We start from the raw sequence: 23,386 nt of genomic DNA on the forward strand, positions 1-23,386 counted from the left end.
AAAAAACTCATTTTTCCCACTGCTATAATAATAAAATAACCCACATTATCTGTGCCCACCCTCCACCACCTCCTCCAAACCACCCTCACCTTCCTCTTCACCCTCACCCTCTCTTTTGTCAGTGTATACATCCCTCAACCATACCACCAAGTCAACCACGCCGAAGCCGGAGTCGCCACCTTCAGTGGTCAGTTGATGGGTCTGGCCGAACAAGCCGTCAGTGCCGCCGCCAACGTGATGTCAGCGGCTATTGAGTCGGTCATCAGATTCAAGGAACTAGTCTGGGACCCCTTAGCCTGGAGTGTGGCCAAGGGCATGATCGCTGTCATGACTGCCAGTGTGGTCAGGTGGATCAACTCCGGTTTCCAAGGTTCCCCCGCCTTTGTCCAAGACCTGGAATACTACCTCTCCCGGGTTGGAGACCGAGTCTTTGGTGAATTCGTCAACGAACTCGGTATCGCCCCCTTTGTCTGCCGCCCCTTTAGACTTGACCTCCAAATCGCCCTCAACATCGGCTACCAAAGACACTACCGCGCCGGTTACCCAATTGGCGCCACCTACTGCAGCCTCGAAGGTGCTCTTGCCAACATCGACAACTTTGTTAACGGTAGCTTCAATGACGGTGGTTGGGACACTTGGTACACTGTCACCACCAGACCCAACACCTATACCCCCTATGGTAACTTCCTCTCCGTCAGTGGTGAAGCGGCTCTCAGAATCAACAACCAACAAGTTAACGCCACCCGTTTCCTAAACTTCGGTGACGGTTTCATGTCCAAAGCCATCTGTTCCCAAATCCCCCTCATCACCGGCGGAGCGATCACCAGAGAACGTTGTGCTGTCTCCACTCCGGGACAAGTCATCAACCAAACTCTTAACCACCACCTTGGGGCCGGTCTCGACAGTCTCATTGCCGCTGATGAGATCGGTGAGATCATTGGAGCTCTGGTGGGCCAACTGGCACAAAAGTCCCTGGAAGGCGCGGCCGGACTCCTTGGTCTCTCCGGTGGCACCGGCTACACCGACCCTAGCTACGGTACCTCCTACCTGGATGCTGCTATTACCCAGCAAGCCGCTAGCTCCTCTGAAGCGGTGGCCCAAGCTGACCAACTCTCCAACAACACCTACAACCAAGCCGCCAACCAAGCCGAACAACAAGGACAACAAAGAGCTGATAATGCACAGGCGGGAGCGGATAGTACGACGAATACTGGTATTGATACTACTAATATAGACCAAGCTCTCCAGAATTTGATTGATATTCTTGGTGGGGGTGGTACCATAATCACCCCAACTGACCCTAACACCACCACCCCACCAATTGGTCTTAGTGGTCCAATTGGACCGCAACCCGTCGCCGCTACTCCACTTTCCAGTGGTACCATCTTCGCTGCCCCTAACGGTTCTGGTACCGCTTGTACCGAAGTGATACCGTGTACCATCCAAACCGCGATTGATAAAGCTAGAGCCGGGGATGTGGTGTTCTTATTTGGAGGAACGTATCAAGTATCTAAAAATATCGACTTCAACAACCAAGGTACCGCTGCTAATCCAGTGATCTATGAGAGTTATCCGGGGGAGAAGGCGGTGTTTGATGGGAGTACTTCACCTCAATCAAGTTGGGCTCAGATGCGCATCAGTGGTAATTTTATCTACATAAGAGGAATGGTTATTAGGGAGATGCCGAAAAAAGGTTTAGAAGTCCTTGGAGCTGACAATCTAATTGAAGGTATGGAGGTTTATAACAATACTCTATCAGGTATTCAAATACAGGCTGGGGATGGAGCTGGTACCACAGTAGCGTCACGAAACATCATTCGCAACAATATTGTTCGAGACAATTCAGCTGCTGGTTTGTTCGAGGCTGTATACAACGATGGTGGTAATACAGATGGTATTGCTATTAGTTATGGTTATGATAATAGAATAGAAAACAATCTGGTGTACAGGAACTCTGATGATGGTATAGACACATGGCGAGGTGTTCGAAGTTATGTAGGGTATAACATTTCTTACTCAAACGGCATAGCTAAGGGCGAAGGTAATGGTGTCAAAGCTGGCGGATCTTCTCCAAGTAAAGATACGGTAGTAGAGCGCAACTTGGTATATTCAAACAAGAGCAACGGTATTAATTATAATTCTGGAGTAAACGTAACAATGTCATACAACACCACATGGAATAACGGATTAGTGGGTTACAAGGTTGGTTCAGATACTATTCTTACTAAGAATATTTCGTCTGGTGGAGTTGAGAAGAATGGTGCTGGTATCGAAAGCAACAACTCCTGGCAACGCTCCGGTACCGTCCAGTTCATCAGTACCGACCCTAACTCACCTGACTTCTTAAGACCGACAGTTGGAGGAGGATTTGAGGATATTGGAGTATATGCTGGGACCACTGCAGTTAGTCCTAGTCAACCTTCTACTGTGCCGGTGGACGTGTATCTAATCGGTGATTCCACTGTGTCTAGTGGTTCAGGTTGGGGTGATTTCCTTAAGGATTACTTACGAACTGAGGCAACTGTAATTAACGCGGCAATTAGTGGCAGAAGTAGCAAGTCTTACTACGATGAGGGTAGTTTCAACTCAGTTCGTAGCTCTCTAGCCCCTGGTGATTATTTACTAATCCAATTTGGACATAATGATCAGCATCTTGATGATATTCATTACACAAATCCAGGCACTGCACCGGCATACAACGGAACTTTTCGTGATTATCTCGAACTTTATATAAATGAGGCCCGTGCCAAAGGTGCAATACCGGTTTTAATTACTCCCGTCAGTCGCATGGTTTTTACCTCAACCGATCAACATATTCGATCACATGGAGAATACGCTCCAGCTGTTCGTAAGATTGCGGCTGATAACAATGTGATCCTTTTGGATCTAGAAGAACGTAGTCACCAGGTGTTCAATAATTTAGGAGAAACTCAAACATTACAACTATATGCCGGTTATGGTGGTACTTTTGATGACAGAACCCACTTCCCACCAGAAAAAGCATTCCGTGTTACTGAAATGGTAGTGACACTGTTGCGTAATTCGTCTAGTCTTCTGCGTGGATACCTGTTAAATTGATTGAGGTTCAGGGATGATAAAAACAACCACTCGCGTGCGAGCGGTTGTTTTTAGAATATTACATCTTCTCTACCATCATCATATTAGTTGCCCCAGGCTTTCCAAATGGCACGCCGGCTCCGATTATGAATAGGTCGTCGGCTTCGGCTATGTGATAGTTACGTAAAACGCGCTTGGCGCTCTGGCGAGCGGCGACCAAACTCTTTACTCTTTCGATCAAGACCGGCTCACAGCCATAAATTATCAATGCCTGGTTGTAAGTGACTTGGTTTGGGGTACAAACCAAAATCGGCACACGTGGACGATAACGGGCTACCATACGGCCTGTGTACCCACTCTCACTAAAGGCTACTATCGCTTTAGCTTTTACCGAGGCAGCGGTCTTCGCAATAGATTGACTAACGGCATCATAGACAGTTTTAGCTGAGAAATCCCAATCCGATTGATGTTGAATAAAAAACTGGTCAGCCTCCGTCTCGTGAGCAATTCTAGACATTATTTCTATGGTGTGGGCCGGATGTTCACCGACAGCGGTTTCGTCAGATAACATTACAGCATCGGTGCCGTCCAATATAGCATTGGCTATGTCAGCTACTTCGGCTCGAGTAGGGGTAGTGGAAACGCGCATTGAATCCAGCATCTGGGTCGCTGTGATGACGGGCTTTCCAGCTTGGTTGGCTGTGTGGATGATGTGTTTTTGTAGCATAGGTACATTTTCTAGTGGTGTCTCAATAGCCAAGTCTCCGCGGGCGACCATGATTACATCCGCTTCAGCGACAATCTCGTCAAGATTATCAATAGCAAATTTTGTTTCAATCTTAGCCACTATGTTTACTTTTCTAGTTTTCTCTGCCAAGCGTCGTAGTTGACGAATGTCGGCAGCACTGCGGACGAATGATAGAGTAACAAAATCGACACCTTGTTCCAAACCAAAAGCCAGATCTTTTTTATCTTTTGGGGTTAGGGAAGAGATAGATAGATTTGCTTCAGGAATATTCACGCCACGGCGACCACGGATTTGTCCCCCGACGATTACGGTAGTGTGAATTTCTGAGCCTTTAATTTTATCAACTAAGAGTTTTTGCTTACCATCGTTAAGATAAATGTACATGCCAACTTCAACTTCAAGCGGTAATTTGGCGTAGTTAACAAAGACACGTGTAGCTGTTCCCACACACCTTTTTGTTGTTAAGATAAGTGATTCGCCAGGTATTAGAGTGACTTGTTCGGTTTCAAAATCACCGATCCGGATTTTTGGACCTGATAGGTCTTGCAAGATAGCTATTGGTCGTTTGGCACGTTTGGCCGCGAGACGGGCATTTTTTATCAGTTCGGCATGAGTATTATGATCGCCGTGACTCATGTTGATGCGAGCAACTGTTAATCCAGCTGTAAGCATATTCTGAATCACTGGCACCTTATTTGAATTGGGTCCCAAGGTCGCAACAATTTTGGTCTTTGAATTAAAAGGTTGACTCATACAAAAGCGGTAATTAAAACGTAGTAAAGATTACCTAGTATAACATTTTGTGTGGAGACGTAGTCATGTTTTGTGACCCTAGACGACCTTGGATAGAACATTATTGAAAACTACGTTATATCCTGGCTATCGCAGATGGGGCTTGTCGTCTATATGCTAGAAGTTCAAGAATTAACAGTTTAAAAGTTATGTCTTTGATTGTAATTCATACCCTTATGTCTAGAGAATACTAAAGTAAATGACCAAAAACGTACCACCATAAACAAAAAAGCCTTCCTCGCTAATTACAGCGACTGCTACCTCCGCATCAACCGCACCTGCAAAAAGAAAGGAATTGGCCGCCACACTTACTACGATTGGCTTAAAAATAATCCTGTGTTTAAGAGACAAATGGATGAGAACTGCCGTAGATCAGAGCTATACAAAGGCAATGTTAGCTGACGAATAGGCACGAAACGGAGTATTGGGAGTCACTTTAGTTACCAAACTATTAGGTGTTAGTCGTTGGACGTACTATAACTGGAGGAATAATGACTTTCATTTTAATCAGCTAGTCGATAAGGAAATTAAGACTAAGAAAGGAAGTATTAGGAGGCTAAGACTATGTAAAAGAGTATCCACTCTACAAAAAGATGTAAACAAACCGTATGTTTGCTAACAGTTTTAAACATTTACGGGTTAAATTTAGACGGCCTAATCTTTACAGTTTGTACAATAGCCCGGATGGCTTACTGGTCGATTTATGTGCGACCTGCATTCACCTTGCAAACAAAAATACACCGCACTGTTAATATCAAAGTCTTCCGCCCATTCGGTATTGGGAAACTTACACTCGTCTGGCTTTCCTACGGGACAAAATCTAACGCTTATTTGTATAATTCTTTGACTCGAGTCATTAGGGTCTTCCCAGTTATCCCAGTCAAAAACACTGCCGGGCCAAGCTGCGTCAGGCCAATTATTATCTCCTGCCAAAAATTCTTCTAGTCCAGGAGGTAAGTCTCTATTAGTATCAGCTGGGTACTCACCGTATTTATTTTGGTACATTTGGATTGCCTGATTAAAAGATCTGAATTCTTGTTCAGCACGAACTAAATAGGCTACTTCTCGAGCTTTATTTACTTGAGGAAATACTACACTTGCTAGCACACCGATAATGGCGATAGTGATAAGTAACTCAATAAGGGTAAATCCAGACTGTTTCATAATGTTATTTTAGCATGTTGCATGTAAATACTATTCAAAGAATATTACCATCGCCTTTCAAGGCGGGGCTTTTTGTTACCATGTAGGTAATGTCACCAATTATAAAAAAGTCACACAGTGCCAGTGAACTGGTTTACCACTTTGTATTCCATATGAAATACAGAATCAAGGTTTATCAGAATACAAACAATTACACCACCAACTCTTCTTTGTTTTAACCCAAAAACTCTCTTCATGTGCCACTGATACCCCCCCCATGCCTTCAGGTCGGGGTAGTTCATTAGAAGTAAATCTGGTGCTCATTACGGTACTTATCATTGTGGAGTCAGTAATAACCCTGCAAGAAATCACAAGTATCACAGAATCGCAAAGGAAACCTTTGAAGCTCAAGTGAAGAAATTTCTAACTAAAATTGAGTTTACTGGAGAATACTTAGAAGCTTTTGAAAAGGTCTTGATAAATAAATATCGAGAAAGTGAGAAAGAGATAATACACACATCATCTTACGTGAACAGACACATAGCTGATCTCCAAGCAGAGCAGGCAATGATTATTGATAAACTGCCACTTGTCGAAAGTGTTATTGCTAGTAAGAAATTGGAAGAAAAGATAGAAGCACTTCAAATTGAAATTGACGGTGCTAGAGAGCAAAGAGATGATTTAGAAATAAAAGAGCACGACATTAGGTCTTATATTCGTAATGCAAGGTATTTAATGGAACACCAAAACTAGCCCTTACTTACAAGGTATCTGAAGAATTTAAACGAGATAAGTCTCAATTGGTGAACCATACCGCGCCACATCTCGAACTTTTGATACAAAACCGAATGATAGTTCAAAGAAAATATTCAAGTTGATACATGACAAAGAACCACCAGACAGGTCAGAACCAAAAGCGGCATAACCAAACTTTTTCATATCTATTATGTTATCAAGTTGAGTCTAATGTGATAAGAGGAGAAAAAAGTTGTTTCTGGTATAATTTAGATGGGCTAACGCTCATTTACTATTAATTTCATGTATATGATATTCATAGAAAAATTTGAGCTAGTTCCTACAATATTCGGCTAGTCATCCACAAAAGTGTGGAATTTGATCATTGCTAATCAGTGAGCAAGAGATCGTACACCATACTCTGACTTTTTTGTCTAGCGGTGAGTATGATACGACCGGGGCTAGAGCATGACGAATATCGTGATGTGGGAAGATGTATCATGTTGCATAAGCCCAAAAAGCAGTATACGGAATACTGCGGAACATAGCTCCTAAAAACCACCATAAGGTGGTTTTTAGTTTCTGGCTATTTAGCCTCACCTCTACATTCCAAACAATCACATTTAGGGAATGATTTGATTTCATCCAACCGACCCTCTTTTTCTAGTCTTAGAAAGATACGGTATAGAACAGCTAGGTAAGCTCTAAAATTCACCGTCGCTTTCTTTAATTCTTCGTCACTAGCGTCCGGCATGAAGTACCGTACAATTTCAGCGATTTCCGGTGGTGGTGGGTATTTTTTCATATTAGCAAGTAAAGCAAAATACAAAAGGGTAGGGAAGTTTTTAAAATACTTAAGTTGTGGTCATGCACTGCACATAAGTTATTGACTTTTATATTCAATCAGTGGTATATTATTGATACAAATTGACATTAGTCATCAATCCCTCCCTCAAAAGGGAAAGGGTTAAAAAATAAGAGCTCCCGTTGGGGAGTTTTTATTTTAGGTAATCCAATAAATCTCGTTTTATATTTGTAAACTCCCTTCCTCCTACTCTACCCATTAACTTAGTAATTCTATTGGCGTCCCATAACCTCATTTGCGTCAGCATGGCACATTGTTTGTTCCCTTTAAAAACAAAATGATGATAGTGTTTATTGTTTTTAATTTGAGTGGTTAAAGGTACTCCCCAAAATAAGCGGGTGTTAAATTCCATCTTTACCCCGCATGCTTGTCATCGGGGGAAACACTGTCATACTAAACAGTAATGAAAGGTAAACCACAACATATCAAAAAACCACACAACAAAACTCTGTTCATCTATCATCTGGTATGCCCAGTAAAATACAGAAGAGATGTATTTACACCACCAATATCAAAAACATTTAAAAACTTATGTTTGGAATTTGGTCCAGCTTACGAGATATACTTTCTTGAAATAGGAATAGACGAAGATCATGTACACTTTTTAATACAAACAATTCCAAACATACGTTTCTCTGATACGGTAAAGAAAATAAAAAGCATCACCTCCAATCATCTCTTTAAAATCCACCCTGAACTAAAAATAAAACTCTGGGGAGGAAAGTTCTGGACTGAAGGTTATTATGCAAATACAGTGGGTAATGCCAGTATGGATATTATTACCAATTACGTTAAAAACCAAGGTTATCCCGAATACCAACAGCTACACTCCGCACCAGTTCAGACTTCACTGTTTACTACCTAGTCCAACGCCGATACCCCGCATGCTTGTCATCGGGGTAGTTCATTTTTTTACAACCAACACCGGACGATTAAATACACCACCTTTTCCATTTTCTTCATGACCGACATTTACTCCTAAACTACACCACCATATATCACGCTCTTTGAAAGTTCTGTGGCTGGTTTTTGCATCTAATTTAGTTTTTATAATGTTCCACTTTTTGAAGTCCTTCATCCATATAGCATAAATAAAAGACATTAAAAGTCAAAGGTTTATTTCAATAGTTCGATTCCCGGTAGGGTTCAACCATTATTTTCAGTTGCTGCAACTTTTATACCCATAACCCAAAACACAACATCGCCCTTAAAATAAGGGCAATGTTGTGTTTTGGGTGACAATTTGCACTGGTGGCAAGTTATCTAGTCGTTGTGAACCATACCGAGCCACATCTCGAACTTTTGTTGCAAAATCCAGTAATAGCTCGAAAAAGATATTTAAACTTATACATGACAAGGAACCAGCTGGTAATGAATAGGAGAAACAAACTACTTAACACTATTTATGAATCTTTATACATACTCTCAAAAAATGTATAACCTGGATAGGATGGAGAAGATGCATCAATGGTAATTTCCATCACAACCTCATCGTCCTCTTGACTGCTATATTGTGTATGCTTTGATATACTGATGGTCGTATGTCTATCTCCCTTACATCAACTGAAAAAGAAGTTATCTATCTTGTCGCAGTGATTGAATCTATTGATTCAGTGGTTAACAATGTTATTTTTGAACTTATTGGAGATGATACTCAGTCACAAATCTTGTTTCGTGACGAAAATGCACAACGCTTGTTTAATATATATCTCGTAGACTTCCTGTCTACCACTGATAAACATAAACATGCACCTGTTCCAAGAAAGTCTTATCTAAAAGCACTCCATGAAATTACTGAAAACCCAACTTTTTCGAATGACATGATTAAAAATCTTAAACTCTCCGTCAATTCGTTTAAAGAATGGTTGGATGCAGAGGTGTCCGTTAAAGTCTATTTTCCTTCAATTAATTATGATGGTGAGATACGATTATCTAGATCGTTATTTATTAAAATGTGTGGAAATTTATCTAAACACAATATTCTGCGATCAGTGGGTATCGCGATAGATATTATGGATGTTTTAGAGAAGGAAGGTGTTCAGATTACAAAGGAAGAATCAATGTTTGTATTGAATGAATTCTATGAGTGGTTTCATGACGATATCCTCAACTATCACGGAACCACAATCGTAGAATTTCTCAACAATATTCGTTGGGATATTTACGAATACTTAAAGACTGAGCATCAAGGTAGTATTACTTGGGACTATAATTCTGACCCCAAGAGATATGCATACAACATCCCACCAGGAATAGAAAGTGATTTTGGAAAAAAGTGGTATTGGAGTCTTATGAACAAGGTTAAACATCCACCGCACATTAGACAATTCATAGCAACGGAATTTTCAAAAAATGGATTTTGACATACTAATCAAATGTATAAAAACACTACTCCCTTTACTTTACTGACTCAATCAAGTCTGAATTAGAGTCATATGACTGGTTCGATTCCCCTTAAGGTATGAAATTTTGAATCAAAATTTGCACTTTTGGTAATCAAAATATGGCTTATTTTAATGTTGGATGGATAGAAATGTTACCAAAAATAACATTCCTCTCTATGTGATGTATTAGCGCACCGCGCTCTAACTCACTACATCGCGAAGCGGTGAACCAACAACGCGCGGAGCGCGTGGTGATGCGGACGTGAAGCGTACGCATTCGGGAACCTCTGCGCGCCTCGCTGCCTCGCTCCACTCGGCCCCCAAAACCAAAGAAATTTCCTTACAATCATTTTTTCGGTGGAGGGGTCTGGGGAGGAGCCGACATAAAAAGGAAAGGATATTTCTTTGGTTTGGGATCGCCGCTTCGTCCTCCAAAAAGCTCCGTTTCAGTCTCCATTTATTTGAGAGTCTTCCACTTCGCTTTTCTCCGTACTCGCGGCGTGCGAGGCGCGCTCCCGTAGCGTACCCGCGTGGTAATTCTAGCGTTCGCTCACCACACTCTAGCACCTCCGCACTGCTCGCTCGCTTCGCTCGCGCGAGCTGCTGCGGTGCTTCCGTGTGTGAGCTTGGTGGCTTCGGTTGGGTTCGTGGTTTTCAAAGTGGTTTGCGCTGACGCGCAAGCAAGTCTGTATGTGCTTGTCCCACCCTCCCAATACGCGCACAAACAACCCCGCCTAGCGTCGGGGTTGTTGCTCCCTCTAATTCTTTTTTAGGATTTTTTCCTTTCCGACCAAGTTTAGGATTTTCGGGGAAGCGTCTTTTAGAGAAATCAATGTCAATTTCTTTTTCGCCCGTGTTATCCCGACTAAAAATTCACATATTTTATGATCAGTAAACTTCTTGGTGTCCTTATCTAAAATATGTTCATCATCTATTCCTACATAATACACAAAATCCGCAGAGAGTCCCTTGGAGCTCGTAACAGTAGTTAGCTCAACTTCTATAGCGTCTTTTTTATTTGACTCAAAACCTCTGACAATCTTTGTCAGGATATTTTTTAGATTAAAAATTTTACTAAATCGTTCTAACTCTGTCTTGCTCAGTTCTTTTTTGCCAGTTTTAACCTTTTTGAAAATATTGATATCTTCTTCTATTTTTCCTTTTATGCCATCATCTAGACAATTCCATATTTTCTTTTGTTTCTCATTACTTTCATTTATAACCTCCTTCCTTTTTGTCTCATCTAAATACAAGGGTAAAATCTTCCTAAGAGCCAAATTATCAGTCTTCCTTTTTAGAAGAATTTCGAATACTTCACATAGCTTCCTGTGTTTAATTTTATTTCGCTCCTCGTTAGAAAACAATTCAACACCAACAACGGTAAATCCTTTTTTCATCAAACCCTCATATACAGTTTGTTTTAGATATGATGGCGTTAAAATCAGTACTCTCTGTTTATCTTTGTACTCCTCAAGATCTTCTTCAATCATTTTTGACAATCTGTACGCAAGTTGATTTCCGATTACCGAGGGTACAAAAGTTATTTGTGCATATTTCTTACTTTCTTCATCTTTGTGTCCCTCTGGATACAAGAACTCCTTTTCCAGTCTTTCGTCCAAACATCCATTTGTTTTTGCATTCCGTATCAAATCATTAGTAGTCTCTATGATAACTTTTGGACATCTATAACAATAATCCAGCGAAAATCCTTCAGTGTCACCGTCGTTGTATAAACTTCTTATTTGAGATGGCTTTGCCTGTTTAAAATGGTACAGAGACTGGTCGTCATCACCAACTAAGATCACAGTACTCTGTTTGTTGAGAAATTTTATCAGCTCATACTCCGATTTATTGAAGTCTTGGAATTCATCAACTAAAATCAGATCGTACGTTGGTATCTTTGACTCATTTTGTTGAAAAAGAAGATTTGCAGCGTAAACAACTGAATTAAATGAATATAATTTTCCGTTTGAGCTGTAGAATTCCTTTCTCTGTTTGTAGAACTCTTTTTCGTTATCAGTCAAATCGTTATCATGAAACTTTTTCTCGTAGTTAATTTTACTGCCGTGAATAAAAGAGTAGTCTTCACTTATATACTTGTCTAAATCCTCATCTAAATCACAATCTTCTTCTTTGACGAGTATGCTTCTGGCGAAAGCATGTAATGTTGAGACATCAACGTTGGGAAAATCGTTAAACTCCTCAGATAAATCATCAATAAGTTTATTTATAAAAGATAATATAAGTATTTTCTTACCTTTATATTCCTCTGATTTAATTATAGTCCCAAATGTAAAACTTTTACCGGTTCCAGGTCCAGCTAATCCGACAAACAACTTTTTATCTGACTGTTTTATTTTTTCTAGAATATCAGTCATGGATTTATTTCTGAAACACGAACAAATGTTCGTGCATTATTAGCAAGAAATTGCTTTCTTTTGATTTGTTAACCCAAAAACCAGTCGCTTTGCAGTTGTATTGTCGCTTGATGATGTCTTCCTTGAGATCAAAACCAGCGTTTAGAAAGCGATCCATAACACGATATGCAAGCGGTTGATACATTTTTTGTCGACGGGTGTCACCAATCAGAATCGCACAAAATTTTCCTGGTTTTAAGACGCGGTACAGTTCTTTTGCAACCTTTTCCATTTCGTCGGCAAATTCTTCAATTCCGTGGATGTTTGAAAGATCTTCGTTAATTTCTCCTTCACTGTATTTGATTATGTCAGCGTAGGGCGGGTGTGTGAGAATAAAATCAATGCTCTCATTCTCGGCTTTGACGAGGTTGCGCGCGTCACGTTTTGCCACTTTTTGCCAAGCTTTGTTCTCAACGGGAAACTTCAAACTTTCTTTCGTTCGCTCCAAGGCAACATCGTTTACATCTGAACAAATGATATTGCGGTTGAGTATTTTTGCTTCAATCGCTGTCGTACCACCACCAATCATTGGATCAAGCAAAATATCACCCTCGTTGGAGTAACGGAGAATAAGATTGCGCGCGACTTCTGGTGACCAGTTGCCGCGCCAGTCTGACTTATGCGTTGCCCAATTCCCGCGACGAGGAAAAGCCCACACCGTCGTGCATTCAAGATCAAATTCATCGGGGTGTAGTTTCATTTCCTTTGCCATTGTTTTACCAAGTTAGTTCATTGAGTACGTCGTCCTCAAGCATTTTGAGATTAAAAACTTGACCTTTGTTGTGTTCAAAAGTTTCTTCAAGTGGTCGCTTTGTGGTTTCCCAGCCGAGTCCGTCTGTAACCCAAACAAAATCAATATCTTGTTTTGTTAGCTCGTCATATAAACTACGGAATTCGCCACACACCGCCTTTAGTTTTGAGCCACCTCCGTTATAGAAGTTTGTCTCAAACAATTTTAGTTTTTTGGTCTGTGGATTGTATACAGCGAAATCAAAGCTTCGTTCTGATTTATCGACATTTATTTCGTAGCTCCATTTGGCTTTGATGTCGGTTGCTCGTGCTTGGGCGATGTATTCAAAGCCACGTTTTTCTGAAAAATCTTTGACGTACGATTCCACAATTTCTTCCATGAGTGTTCCTCCACGGTTTTTTCGTCCGTTGCTATCCAACCCAACCTCGACTCCCATAACATAATCGACAAGATTTTTGATTCCATCTTTTTGGAAAAGGCGAGCAAGCCCAGATTTTTCGATAAACTCGAAATACTTTTCGGCACCATCTTCTCCGTTGGAGAAATCGAAAAACTCCGAATCTTTGGTGACCTTATCAAAAATCTCAAGTTTGTTTTCGCGTACTGCTAACAAGACAGGCAACGCTTTTACAATATCAGGATTTGATTCGTAGAGCTTTGCAAATTCTTCCGTTAGATTTTCCTTGCCGAGCAAGTAATTGAGTTTGTTTAGGGAAATCTCAAGATCAGTGGCGTTTGTGGTAACTTTGTCCCAATTTACAAAATAATCCCATGTTTTTATGGAGCTTTTGAAACCGTCCACCAGTTCTGTAAATGTTTTGTTCATATCATTCAGTAATTAGTTACTAATACCTCGCTAATCTTTCCGCGCTTTGCGGCGTTTGAGTTTATTGCACGTCCTGCAGCGACTTTCGACACTTTTACGCCTTTGATTCCCGAGTAGAGTTTGTTAATGAAAGGAGTGTCAGAGTTAGAAAGCATGACGTAACAACCGCGTTTGTGTAATTCGAAAAATGTATCTCTCAATTCCGCTTGCTCCTTGTCCAAGAATGAATCTGCAGTGTACGAAGTGAAAGACGCCGTCTTGCTCACGGGATAGTATGGCGGATCAAAATATACAAAGTCTTCTTTCTTTGCTTTTTTAAGTACCGCTTTGTAGTCTTGGTTTTTAACGGTGACTTTTTGCAATGCTTTTGACACTTTGCGCAAGTTTTCCTCGTCGCAAATTATAGGGTTTGTATATTTACCAAACGGTACATTGAAACCGCCTTTGCTGTTGACTCGGTACATTCCATTGAAACAAGTTCGGTTTAGGAAAATAAAACGTGACGCAACATCAATATCTGACAATGCTTTTGGATCCCTTGCGCGCACTTCAAGGTAATACTCTTTTTCGTATTTGTGTTTTTTGAGAGATTTAATCAGTGCATCAACGTCATTTTTAATGACGTTATAGGTTACTACAAGTTCGTTGTTTAGATCTGAAAGTTCTGCTTTTTTTGGGAGAAGATCGAAAAAGACAGCACCTCCACCAACAAACGGTTCAAAGTAAGTATTTGTGACAGGATCAAAATCATCTGGTGGGTATAACCCCATATCGCGGAATTGTTGGAGGAGTTGTCTTTTCCCACCAACCCATTTCACAAACGGCTTCGGCTTCTCATTAACAATTCGAGTAGCGTCCTCAAACAATCGTGTTTTGTCTGCATTATGGAAAACATGATGCGCGTAGATTTTGTTGATATTTAACTCATGTGCGAGTTTTGTGATTGTTTGTTGCGTAGTCATAACTTTATTTTAGCAGTTCTGTGGTGCTAACTCCGAGTACCTTAGCTAGTTTGGAAATTGTCTCAAGGGTGGGGTTTGTTTTTCCGTTTTCGATATTGCTGACATAACTGCGACTACAACCCATACCGCGCATAACATCACCTTGAGACATCCTTTTCGCTTCGCGAATCCTTTTCAAATTATTGCCGAGTTTTGTGGAATCATTCATTCACACAATTATACCCAACTCTTACATTATACACGACTATTATATTTTAGTATAATAGGGTAATGGTGGAGAAAATGATTTTTAGGGACTCATTGCGGCGATCCCAAACCAAAGAAATATCCTTTCCTTTTTATGTCGGCTCCTCCCCAGACCCCTCCACCGAAAAAATGATTGTAAGGAAATTTCTTTGGTTTTGGGGGCCGAGTGGAGCGAGGCAGCGAGGCGCGCAGAGGTTCCCGAATGCGTACGCTTCACGTCCGCATCACCACGCGCTCCGCGCGTTGTTGGTTCACCGCTTCGCGATGTAGTGAGTTAGAGCGCGGTGCGCTAATACATCACCAATCGAAACAAACTCGGGAGCAAGGCCGCCTGCGGCGGCTATGGGGGCAATATGGCGGCGGCGTGCCGCCGCGCCCTGGGCAAAAGCAGCCTTTGTTTCTGCCACGCACTGCGTAATCCCAAAGTGAAACCCAGTACATTATGAAAGAACTCAAACCAAAATATGTTCTCTACGCTCGCAAGAGTACGGAAGATGATGATAAACAAGTAATGAGTATTGAAGCTCAGTTAGTTGAGTTGCATGAGTTTGCGCGTAGAGAACAACTTGAAATCCTATCGGAGTTTCAAGAGTCAAAAAGCGCAAAGACGCCCGGGCGTGAGACGTTTGGTGAGATGATGGCGTTTATTGAAAATCATAACGAGCCACTTGGTATTCTCGCGTGGCACCCCGATCGTCTCGCTCGCAATTCGATAGACGGTGGGCGTATCGTGTATGCAGTGGACACAGGGAGTATCGCGTCTTTGCGCTTTCCGACCTTTTGGTTTGAGCCAACGCCGCAAGGAAAGTTCATGTTGCAAGTGGCGTTCGGTCAGTCGAAATATTTTTCGGATAACTTAGTAGAAAACGTGAAGCGTGGAATGCGCCAAAAACTTCGCCGTGGTGAATGGTTGACCAAAGCCCCGTTTGGGTATGTGAACAATCCAAAGACTCGCAATATCGAACCGCATCCTGTGTATTCAAAGATTGTGGTGCGGGGCTTTGAAGAATATGCCAAAGGCACATACACCATAGAATCATTGGCGAAGTTTTTGGCTGACCTCGGTTTGGAAACCAAGAACCGAACACCACTTGGCAAAGCTTCCATTGTGCGGATGCTTTCTAACCGAGCGTATATCGGATTTATCAAATACAAAGATGAATGGCACGAAGGAAGCTTTGCGCCGATTATCACTCCCACACTGTTTGAAGCAGTCCAAAAGGTGCTCGAAACAAAACGGCGGCCTCGGGTACAGAAAGAACCACATAATTTTCCACTCACGCAGTTTGCCGAGTGCGGTGAGTGTGGCGGCATGATAACTGCTCAGTACACTACTAACAGGCATGGTACGAAGTATGCGTATTATCGCTGTACTCAAAAGAAAGGATCATGCCGCCAACCGTACGTGGCCACCGCTTTGTTGGAGACACAAGTGAATGACATGCTTCAAACAGTTGCACTGCCGTCAGTGGAGATAGACAAGATTGATGGGTGGATTGTACGCTGGGAGCGTGAACAAACCGCTGATGACGGCAGTGCTGCCCGAGACCTTAAAAATGAGATTGCGAGCGTGCAAGAGAAGCTTGATCGCTTAGTTTCTCTGTACCTTGATGGCGATATAGAGCGCGATAGTTATCTCGACCGCAAAGACAAGCTGATGCGCGAAAAAACGACGCTCGCTGAGAAATTGAATGGTCTCGGGCGTGGGAGTGATAATCGGCTCCAACCCTTGCGGCGTTTCGTTTTGTCTTTAAGAGAAGCCGTGAATTTGATAGAGAGCGGTGAGATGCACGAAAAACGTGACTTTCTGAAAAAGCTCGGCTCTAACCCTTCTCTTAAAGACAAAACACTTTCATTGCACTGGGATGCACTTTGGGATGGCGTGGCAGAAACAAAGGCTGCTTTTGCCCAGGGCGCGGCGGCACGCCGCCGCCATATTGCCCCCATAGCCGCCGCAGGCGGCCTTGCTCCCGAGTTTGTTTCGATTGGTGACCCTACGGGGAATCGAACCCCGATTTGCAGGATGAGAACCTGCTGTCCTAGCCGTTAGACGATAGGGCCATGTTGTTTAATTTTGCTTTTTTGGTCAATATTGGTTTTGTGGTAACCGGTTCTCATTGCTGAGAACTTCTCCTATCACCTCGTAAACATCGGTGATTTCTTCCTGACGTCAGAACCGGATAAAAAGTTAATCACTTTTTATTATCCTAGCCGTTAGACTAAAAATGTCTGGGAGACATTTTTAGTTGGGTGCAATACTTAACTTGTAGTATCTACCAGGTGCTCTACTAATAATGGTAAAGAATACATCTGGGACACAATTTGGTTGAGTGAAATACTTAACCAAAATACCACATGTATGATTTTCAGACTTACTGTCTGGGAGATATTTTTTTGGTTGAGTGCAGCTACTGACAAACTATTAAGTATTTATCAGCGCATACATAGTAGCAAAAAATATGAAAAAGACCAGTAAAAATTATTTTTTTGTGCAGAATTTATTTTGACAGGTTAAGCACTGGTTTTACCTGGTTTATACATAAGTTATAGACAGACATATCCAGTACTTTTACACAGCTTTATACACAGAAAGCCTATAAATAAGGCTATTAGTTGGTTATTGACACCAGGAATGAGTGTGAGAAGCTAGTATTAGGTTTGTGCGGTGGTGGTGTATCTCTATACAACGCTCGATAAACGAGCAAAGCGCACAGACCAAAACTCTACGTTGTACAAAGCAAAAAGCGTCTCTCTGAGACGCTTTTTGTGTGTATTGTGAAGTTTAGCAGGGAAGGTGGCTATTTAGCACGTAAGTTAACATAAATATCCTCTAAAGCGCGTACAGCGTCTCCAGCGGCGATATTGTTTTGGTGGTAGAGAATAGTGGTACAGTCACCAGCGGCCCAGATGCCAGGAGTCTTGGTTTGCTGAGTCCATGGGTCGATAATAACTCGCTTGAATTCATCAAGTTCTACCAGACCGTCTAAATAATCAGTGTTTGGTATCATTCCGATCTCAACAAAAATTCCAGCCACTTCTAGGTTTTTGCTCTCACCGGAAGTTTTGTCTTTGTAAGTTAATCCAGACACAAAGTTATCACCGTTTACTTTTTCAACCTCTACATTGGTAAGTCCGGTCATGTTGGGGTGGGAAAGAACTTTTTCGACTGTCACCGGGTCAGCCTTATAGTTTTCGCTGCGTTGTAATAGGGTAACACTTTTGGCATAGGCTAGAAGTTGAGCTGCAGTTTCAAAAGCAGCATTACCACCACCAATCACAGCTACGTCTCGGCTGGAAAATAGCGGTCCGTCACAAGAGGCGCAGTAGGTTAGACCCTTGTGTTCAAATTTATCTGCATCGAAAGCTGGTAGTTGTCTTCGCTTTGAGCCGGAGGCGATTAGTATAGCCTTGGTCTGGTGAGTCTCACCGTTATCAAGAGTAATAGAAAAGCTTCCATCGTCAGGCTTGGTAATTTCTGTGACCAACGAACCGGCTTTGATGTCTACGTACTCGCCGGCGTATTTAGTGAGATGTTCTTTGAAATTTTGGGCTAAATCTGCACCGCTTATAGAAGGAGTTCCTATCCAGTTTTGAATATCTTCTGAGACAATACTTTGACCTCCCCATTCTTTGGTAATAAATAAAGTCTTTAGTTGTTTGCGTGAAGCGTAGACGCCGGCAGCGATGCCGGCTGGTCCACCACCGATAATTGTAAGTTCGAACATATCTGAAATTATTTTTGTAATGTAAAGGTTAGTTTACTATAGATAAGATAAAAATAAAACGCGCCGCTTTAGCGGCGCGTTTATAAGTCAATAGCTACATTTAGACTATTTTAGCTTTGAACGACGGAGGAAAGCTGGGACAGCTCCCCAGTCACCGTCATCGTCTTCATCAATCGGGTCAACTGGTTTTGGATCACGCTTTGGAATTTCTACATTTTTGCTAGGGGCAGAGATTGGTGTTTCGTTGATACTATCATCTTCAGTCTTGCGCGGGACTGACAATGAGTTAAATATCCTACCTTTATTAGATTCAATCGGAGCGGCGGCTGGTTCTGGTTCGACTGGTTTTTCGGTGGCTACTGGCGCAGCAACTGGGGCTCGTCTAGAGATAGTGTTTGAAGGAGAAAGCATCTCTTCCGGGAAGCCGGTAGCGATTACTGTTACCTTGAGCTCATTTTTCTTTAGTTTATCGTCTTTGATTGCTCCAAAAATAACACGAGCTTGTGGGTCTATTGATTCAGTAATTACTCTGGCCGCATCCTGAATCTCAAGCATGGCTAGATCATCACCGCCGGCAATAGCAAAGAGTACACCCTTGGCTCCATTAATTGAGACTTCTAGAAGAGGAGAGTTGATAGCGGCGCGAGCAGCTTCCTCAGATCTCTTTTCACCGCTTGAGATACCAACTCCCATCAAGGCTGAACCGGCATTTTCCATAACACTGCGAATATCGGCAAAGTCAACGTTAATAATACCCGGCATAGTGATAAGGTCAGAGATACCTTCAACCGCCTGTTTAAGAATGTTGTCACATTGCTCAAATGCGTTCCTTACCGTAGTCTCACGATCAACAATAGCAAGAAGACGATCATTAGGAATGGTGATAAGAGCGTCGACTTCTTTTTTGAGTTCTTCGATACCTTGAAGAGCCAAACGCATACGCTCCTGGCCTTCAAAGAGGAATGGTTTGGTCACGACACCAACAGTCAGTGCGCCACTTTCACGAGCAATTTTTGCTACTACCGGGGCGGCTCCGGTACCGGTACCACCACCCATACCACCAGTAATAAAGATCATGTCAGAGCCCTTGATAGCATTGGCAATCTCTTCCCGAGTTTCTTCAGCGGCTCGGCGTCCCATGTCAGGATTACCCCCAGCACCTAGACCACGAGTCAGGTTTTTCCCAATGTGAATCTTTTTCTTTGCGAGTGAGTGGTGAAGATCTTGAGCGTCACTATTGATGGCGATAAACTCAACTCCTTTTACTTTTGATGCCACCATGTGGTTTACGGCATTTTTACCAGAACCTCCAACACCGACTACGCGGATTCGTGCAAATGATTCTACGTCTGATTTAATTTGTTCCATAAAATTTTTTAATACGTTACCTCATACTCGTACCCACTCTAGAGCACACGAATAATATGATGTATGTATCATACAGTGTACAATCGCATCTGTCACGATATTGACTAAACTGATATTTATGTGATTGACAATTTAAAAAAATATTTTATGGGAGGAATTGATTGAGCCAAGCAAACAAACTTTTCTTGGTCTGCTTCACGATACCAACGGTGCTATTGTCTGGTGTGTCACTAGCTCCCCACATGCAAAGGCCATAGGTTACCGCCCAAGAGGCATCTTTGACTTTTGTATGTTTACCGATTTCTAAGGTGGCAGTGCGGGCTGGTAAAGACAGGCTATTTTTGGCCACATCTACAATACCAGAAGTACTTGAGCCACCTCCAGTCAGAATCACACCGGCTGGCAGAAGGCCATCTCGTTTGATTTTCTTTAAATGGTTATCAATTAGAGCAAAAATATTTTGTAGTCTAGATTGAATGATTTCGTCCAATCTTTTTTTTGAGAAAGTGGCGTTGGTTAGATTGCCTCGTTTTATTTTTTCGGCTTCTTCAATCGGAACCTTCAGACCAAGAGCAATATCGTTGGTGATGTCAGTGGAGCCAACGGGGAATATTTTTAGCGAGATTGGGGTGGAGTCTTCAAAGACAACAAGAGAAGTGGTTTCAGAGCCGATATTGACTAAGATGCACCCGGCTCGTTTTTGGGTTTTGCTTAAGAGAACAAAACTGGTTGCTAGTGGTGAGGCGATGACATCTTCAACGTAGACTCCGATACTTTCGATTGCAGAGATTAAATCGTTTACATGTTGTTCGTAGGTAGTGATAAAAAGTGTATCAACCTCTAATTTGGTGCCACGCATACCTTGGGGTCTGCCCAAGACCTCTGTTCCATCAACAGTGTAGCGGAGAGGAATGTTGTGAAGGATCTTTCGGTTTGGAATATGGTCGCTAATACGGTCTTCGCTATCTTGCATGACTTTGTCTAAGTCGGTAGAGGTTATTTCGGAGTCGGCCCGAGCCGGTATGATTTCACCACGTGAATAGACCTCTTCCAAACCAATGCTGCCGATAGCTACGTGAGCTTTTTTGACAATCACTCCTGCCATTTTTTCAGCTTGAGAGATAGCGCTTTTGATACTTCTTGAAACATCATCCGGCTGCATGATGTAGCCGCTTTTTAGTCCACGACTTTCGGCATAACCAGTACCAATGATCTCTGGAATCGGATTACTCTTGGTGTGTTTGGGTAGGCGAGCAATAGCCACCTTTATGTGGTAGGTCCCTACATCTATACCTGTGATAATTTGCTCAGCCATACAAAATAATAACTACACTATATCAAACCGCTTCATGTAGCGTTTTTCAAGTTGTTCCATTTTAACCCCATGGTCATATCCTTTCAAATGTAATAGACCGTGGATAAACAAAAAAGCAATATAGCCATCTTTGGTGAGATTGTACTGCCAAGCTTCTTTATTGGCTATTTTAGGACAAATGAATATTTCGCCATTATTTTCATCTAAAGGAAAAGATAAGACATTGGGAACATAGTCTTTTTTTCGATAATTAATATTTAGTTGTTGCGCTCGTTTCTCACCAACAAAAGTAAGAGAAAGGGTGTATTTTTTGCCAAGAATGGCTTCTTTTATATTTTGATAAGGGAACGAGGGGTAATGCTTGATAGTTGAGGTGATTGAATAAGTGTCAGTACTCATAACCTATAGTATCGCATAGTAAACGGCAAACAAAAAGCCTCCTCTGGTAGAGAAAGCTTTTTGTTTGTGGGTTGGACTTAGCGACGGTATGACTTTTGCTCTGGAATCTTTCCAAGCTTAAGTAGACTTTCGTAAGTTTCCTTCTTTATCAATTTTTTCAACTTAGCCATGCGCTGCACGTTTCGACTCTTGATGCGGCTGTAATAACGGCCAGAGCGTACTTTTGGTACTATACCAGCCCCTTGTACTCGCTTGGTAAAGCGGCGAATAACATTTGCGCTGCTTTCGTTGTTATTTTTTTCAACTTGAACGTTTGTTGCCATATGTGGGAAAGAGCATAACATTTAGCTGAGGAAACCGCAAGTTGTTAACTCGCACCTCAAATTTGCTCTGTTTTTCGTTAGAATTTCGGGTGAAAAACATATTTTCGTTACAAAAGCAGGGGTTCGCGAAGCGAACCCCTGCTTTTGTATATTTAAACTAACTAGTAACCAGTTGACGCTTAAGTTTCCTAATCATTTGGTCGGTAGAGATATTCTCTTGATTACGATCTTGCATGTTGCGTAGAATCACGGTTTGTTCTATAAATTCCTTTTGGCCGATTATAATTGAATATTTTACACCACGCGCCTCCGCTTCGCGTAGTTGGGTAGATAGAGAGTCGCTGGACAAATCATGTTGAACCGGTATACCGGCGCGACGTAATTCGTCAATTATCATCAAGCTGCGTACCTTGGGTCCAAATCCAAGTTGAACCACATAAACATCAGGACTGGTTTTTTTGCTCTTAGGTAGACGGGAAGGGGTCTTGGTCGGGCTTTTGAGGGTAATAATAGTACCTACTGCTGGTATACGATTTTTTAGCTTACGAAAGACAAATTCATCATAACGTCCGCCGTGTACGGATAGTTTTTGTGATTCGTTGTCTGCATTTTCGACATCTCCTATAGCAAAAAGGGCATCTGAATAATATTCGTGGTCACTAAGCATCATTGGGTCAATTTCGTAAGGAGTTTCGGTCATGTCTAGGTATTCAATGATCTCACGGAAGTGTTTGCGGCTCTGGTCACTCAGAAACTCAAGTGGTTTTGGTGATTTATAAGCCAATTCGTGATCTTCTTCAATTAGTTGAACTAGTGATTTAAAAGGGTGGACTTTCATTAGTTCGCGGGCGGTGGCCGGCATGACATCAAGGCGTTTTTTTAGGAAATTAGTTAGTTCACGGTTGTATCTAGTGATTGATTCGTTGTCGCCGAGTGAATTAATACGGACGGTTGCATCTCCATGGCCCAGTTCTTGCATTAGTGAACGGCTGGTTTGAATCAGTATTGCTTCAGCGATGCTCTTGGGTACATTAAATATGTTAAAAGAGACAGTTGTGTCTTCTGAGTTAAAGGGTTGGTCTAAAGAGTAGAGTAGGACAGGAGCATCAAGTGCGTAGAGATTTTTTTCGCAAAAAGTAGCGATAGAATTAGTTAACAAGCCGTTGCTAGCATCTGAATATCTTTCGTCATCGGATATGTTGTGGGACAATGAAGTATTGCAGTTTTTACACAAAGGATTATTTTTGAAGCTATCAGCCGTACGGAAACCAAAATGTTCAGCTGTGTTGGTGGCAACTTTTAGGAATTCTGTAGGTGAATACTTCATAAG

At 41.9% G+C, this 23,386-nt stretch carries 21 protein-coding genes, 1 tRNA gene and 2 pseudogenes; 6 read left to right on the forward strand and 18 right to left on the reverse strand.

Annotated elements, in window-relative coordinates; translation table 11 throughout:
- Positions 1 to 51 precede the first annotated feature (51 nt).
- The gene (locus H6779_04505; GenBank protein USN87638.1) at positions 52 to 3,078 is read left to right on the forward strand and encodes a right-handed parallel beta-helix repeat-containing protein; all 3,027 of its coding nucleotides are present in this window, start codon (positions 52 to 54) and stop codon (positions 3,076 to 3,078) included.
- Positions 3,079 to 3,136: 58 nt separating this feature from the next.
- Here H6779_04505 and pyk read toward each other — a convergent pair whose 3' ends face one another.
- From pyk to H6779_04520, 3 genes are all read right to left on the reverse strand, one after another.
- A complete protein-coding gene (gene pyk / locus H6779_04510; protein USN87639.1) occupies positions 3,137 to 4,558 on the reverse strand; it encodes a pyruvate kinase in 1,422 nt (473 codons plus the stop codon).
- A 219-nt stretch (positions 4,559 to 4,777) separates the two neighbouring features.
- A complete protein-coding gene (locus H6779_04515) occupies positions 4,778 to 4,948 on the reverse strand; it encodes a hypothetical protein (protein ID USN87640.1) in 171 nt (56 codons plus the stop codon).
- 303 nt (positions 4,949 to 5,251) lie between these two features.
- Positions 5,252 to 5,764, reverse strand: coding sequence for a type II secretion system protein (locus H6779_04520; protein ID USN88303.1), 513 nt, complete (start codon positions 5,762 to 5,764; stop codon positions 5,252 to 5,254).
- Positions 5,765 to 6,151: 387 nt separating this feature from the next.
- On the opposite strand from H6779_04520, the gene H6779_04525 reads away from it, so the two are divergent.
- Positions 6,152 to 6,493, forward strand: coding sequence for a hypothetical protein (locus tag H6779_04525; protein ID USN87641.1), 342 nt, complete (start codon positions 6,152 to 6,154; stop codon positions 6,491 to 6,493).
- Between the two features lie 27 nt (positions 6,494 to 6,520).
- Here H6779_04525 and H6779_04530 read toward each other — a convergent pair whose 3' ends face one another.
- Positions 6,521 to 6,679 carry a hypothetical protein gene (locus H6779_04530; GenBank protein ID USN87642.1) on the reverse strand — a complete coding sequence of 53 codons (159 nt, stop codon included), beginning with the start codon at positions 6,677 to 6,679 and terminating at the stop codon, positions 6,521 to 6,523.
- 382 nt (positions 6,680 to 7,061) lie between these two features.
- Positions 7,062 to 7,280, reverse strand: a complete 219-nt coding sequence (locus tag H6779_04535) for a hypothetical protein (GenBank protein USN87643.1) — start codon at positions 7,278 to 7,280, stop codon at positions 7,062 to 7,064.
- A gap of 463 nt (positions 7,281 to 7,743) precedes the next feature.
- On the opposite strand from H6779_04535, the gene tnpA reads away from it, so the two are divergent.
- Positions 7,744 to 8,205 carry an IS200/IS605 family transposase gene (gene tnpA / locus H6779_04540; protein USN87644.1) on the forward strand — a complete coding sequence of 154 codons (462 nt, stop codon included), beginning with the start codon at positions 7,744 to 7,746 and terminating at the stop codon, positions 8,203 to 8,205.
- Between the two features lie 39 nt (positions 8,206 to 8,244).
- Here the strand turns inward: tnpA and H6779_04545 are convergent, their stop codons facing one another.
- Positions 8,245 to 8,418, reverse strand: a complete 174-nt coding sequence (locus H6779_04545) for a hypothetical protein (protein ID USN87645.1) — start codon at positions 8,416 to 8,418, stop codon at positions 8,245 to 8,247.
- Between the two features lie 463 nt (positions 8,419 to 8,881).
- Here H6779_04545 and H6779_04550 point away from each other — a divergent pair, with 463 nt between their 5' ends.
- The gene (locus H6779_04550) at positions 8,882 to 9,703 is read left to right on the forward strand and encodes a hypothetical protein (GenBank protein ID USN87646.1); all 822 of its coding nucleotides are present in this window, start codon (positions 8,882 to 8,884) and stop codon (positions 9,701 to 9,703) included.
- A 779-nt stretch (positions 9,704 to 10,482) separates the two neighbouring features.
- Here the strand turns inward: H6779_04550 and H6779_04555 are convergent.
- The 5 genes from H6779_04555 to H6779_04575 are packed head-to-tail and all read right to left on the reverse strand — an operon-like array spanning position 10,483 to position 14,888.
- Entirely contained in the window at positions 10,483 to 12,102 is a 1,620-nt protein-coding gene (locus H6779_04555; protein ID USN87647.1) for an ATP-dependent helicase, read from the reverse strand.
- Between the two features lie 4 nt (positions 12,103 to 12,106).
- Complete coding sequence (locus H6779_04560) at positions 12,107 to 12,853, reverse strand: site-specific DNA-methyltransferase (GenBank protein ID USN87648.1); 747 nt, start codon at positions 12,851 to 12,853, stop codon at positions 12,107 to 12,109.
- A 4-nt stretch (positions 12,854 to 12,857) separates the two neighbouring features.
- A complete protein-coding gene (locus tag H6779_04565) occupies positions 12,858 to 13,718 on the reverse strand; it encodes a type II restriction endonuclease (protein USN87649.1) in 861 nt (286 codons plus the stop codon).
- A 5-nt stretch (positions 13,719 to 13,723) separates the two neighbouring features.
- Positions 13,724 to 14,680, reverse strand: coding sequence for a DNA adenine methylase (locus tag H6779_04570; protein USN87650.1), 957 nt, complete (start codon positions 14,678 to 14,680; stop codon positions 13,724 to 13,726).
- A gap of 4 nt (positions 14,681 to 14,684) precedes the next feature.
- A complete protein-coding gene (locus H6779_04575) occupies positions 14,685 to 14,888 on the reverse strand; it encodes a helix-turn-helix transcriptional regulator (GenBank protein USN87651.1) in 204 nt (67 codons plus the stop codon).
- 480 nt (positions 14,889 to 15,368) lie between these two features.
- On the opposite strand from H6779_04575, the pseudogene H6779_04580 reads away from it, so the two are divergent.
- Both H6779_04580 and H6779_04585 read left to right on the forward strand, forming a co-directional pair.
- Positions 15,369 to 15,836 (forward strand): annotated as a pseudogene (locus tag H6779_04580) (recombinase family protein).
- Positions 15,837 to 16,040: 204 nt separating this feature from the next.
- Positions 16,041 to 16,376 (forward strand): annotated as a pseudogene (locus tag H6779_04585) (recombinase zinc beta ribbon domain-containing protein).
- Between the two features lie 536 nt (positions 16,377 to 16,912).
- On the opposite strand, the gene H6779_04590 reads toward H6779_04585, so the two are convergent.
- The 7 genes from H6779_04590 to H6779_04620 form a co-directional block, all read right to left on the reverse strand.
- Positions 16,913 to 16,987: transfer RNA gene (locus tag H6779_04590), tRNA-Glu, on the reverse strand.
- A gap of 737 nt (positions 16,988 to 17,724) precedes the next feature.
- Positions 17,725 to 18,651, reverse strand: coding sequence for an FAD-dependent oxidoreductase (locus H6779_04595; GenBank protein USN87652.1), 927 nt, complete (start codon positions 18,649 to 18,651; stop codon positions 17,725 to 17,727).
- A gap of 105 nt (positions 18,652 to 18,756) precedes the next feature.
- Positions 18,757 to 20,019: a cell division protein FtsZ gene (ftsZ, locus tag H6779_04600; protein ID USN87653.1), complete on the reverse strand. Its 1,263-nt coding sequence runs from the start codon at positions 20,017 to 20,019 to the stop codon at positions 18,757 to 18,759.
- Between the two features lie 145 nt (positions 20,020 to 20,164).
- Entirely contained in the window at positions 20,165 to 21,334 is a 1,170-nt protein-coding gene (gene ftsA / locus H6779_04605) for a cell division protein FtsA (GenBank protein ID USN87654.1), read from the reverse strand.
- A 12-nt stretch (positions 21,335 to 21,346) separates the two neighbouring features.
- A complete protein-coding gene (gene ybeY / locus H6779_04610; protein USN87655.1) occupies positions 21,347 to 21,733 on the reverse strand; it encodes an rRNA maturation RNase YbeY in 387 nt (128 codons plus the stop codon).
- Positions 21,734 to 21,810: 77 nt separating this feature from the next.
- A complete protein-coding gene (locus tag H6779_04615) occupies positions 21,811 to 22,056 on the reverse strand; it encodes a 30S ribosomal protein S21 (protein USN87656.1) in 246 nt (81 codons plus the stop codon).
- A 157-nt stretch (positions 22,057 to 22,213) separates the two neighbouring features.
- Positions 22,214 to 23,383, reverse strand: coding sequence for an ATP phosphoribosyltransferase regulatory subunit (locus H6779_04620; protein USN87657.1), 1,170 nt, complete (start codon positions 23,381 to 23,383; stop codon positions 22,214 to 22,216).
- Positions 23,384 to 23,386 lie beyond the last annotated feature (3 nt).

Source organism: Candidatus Nomurabacteria bacterium (genome assembly GCA_023898525.1).
Classification (GTDB): Bacteria; Patescibacteriota; Minisyncoccia; order Phycocordibacterales; family UBA918; genus OLB19.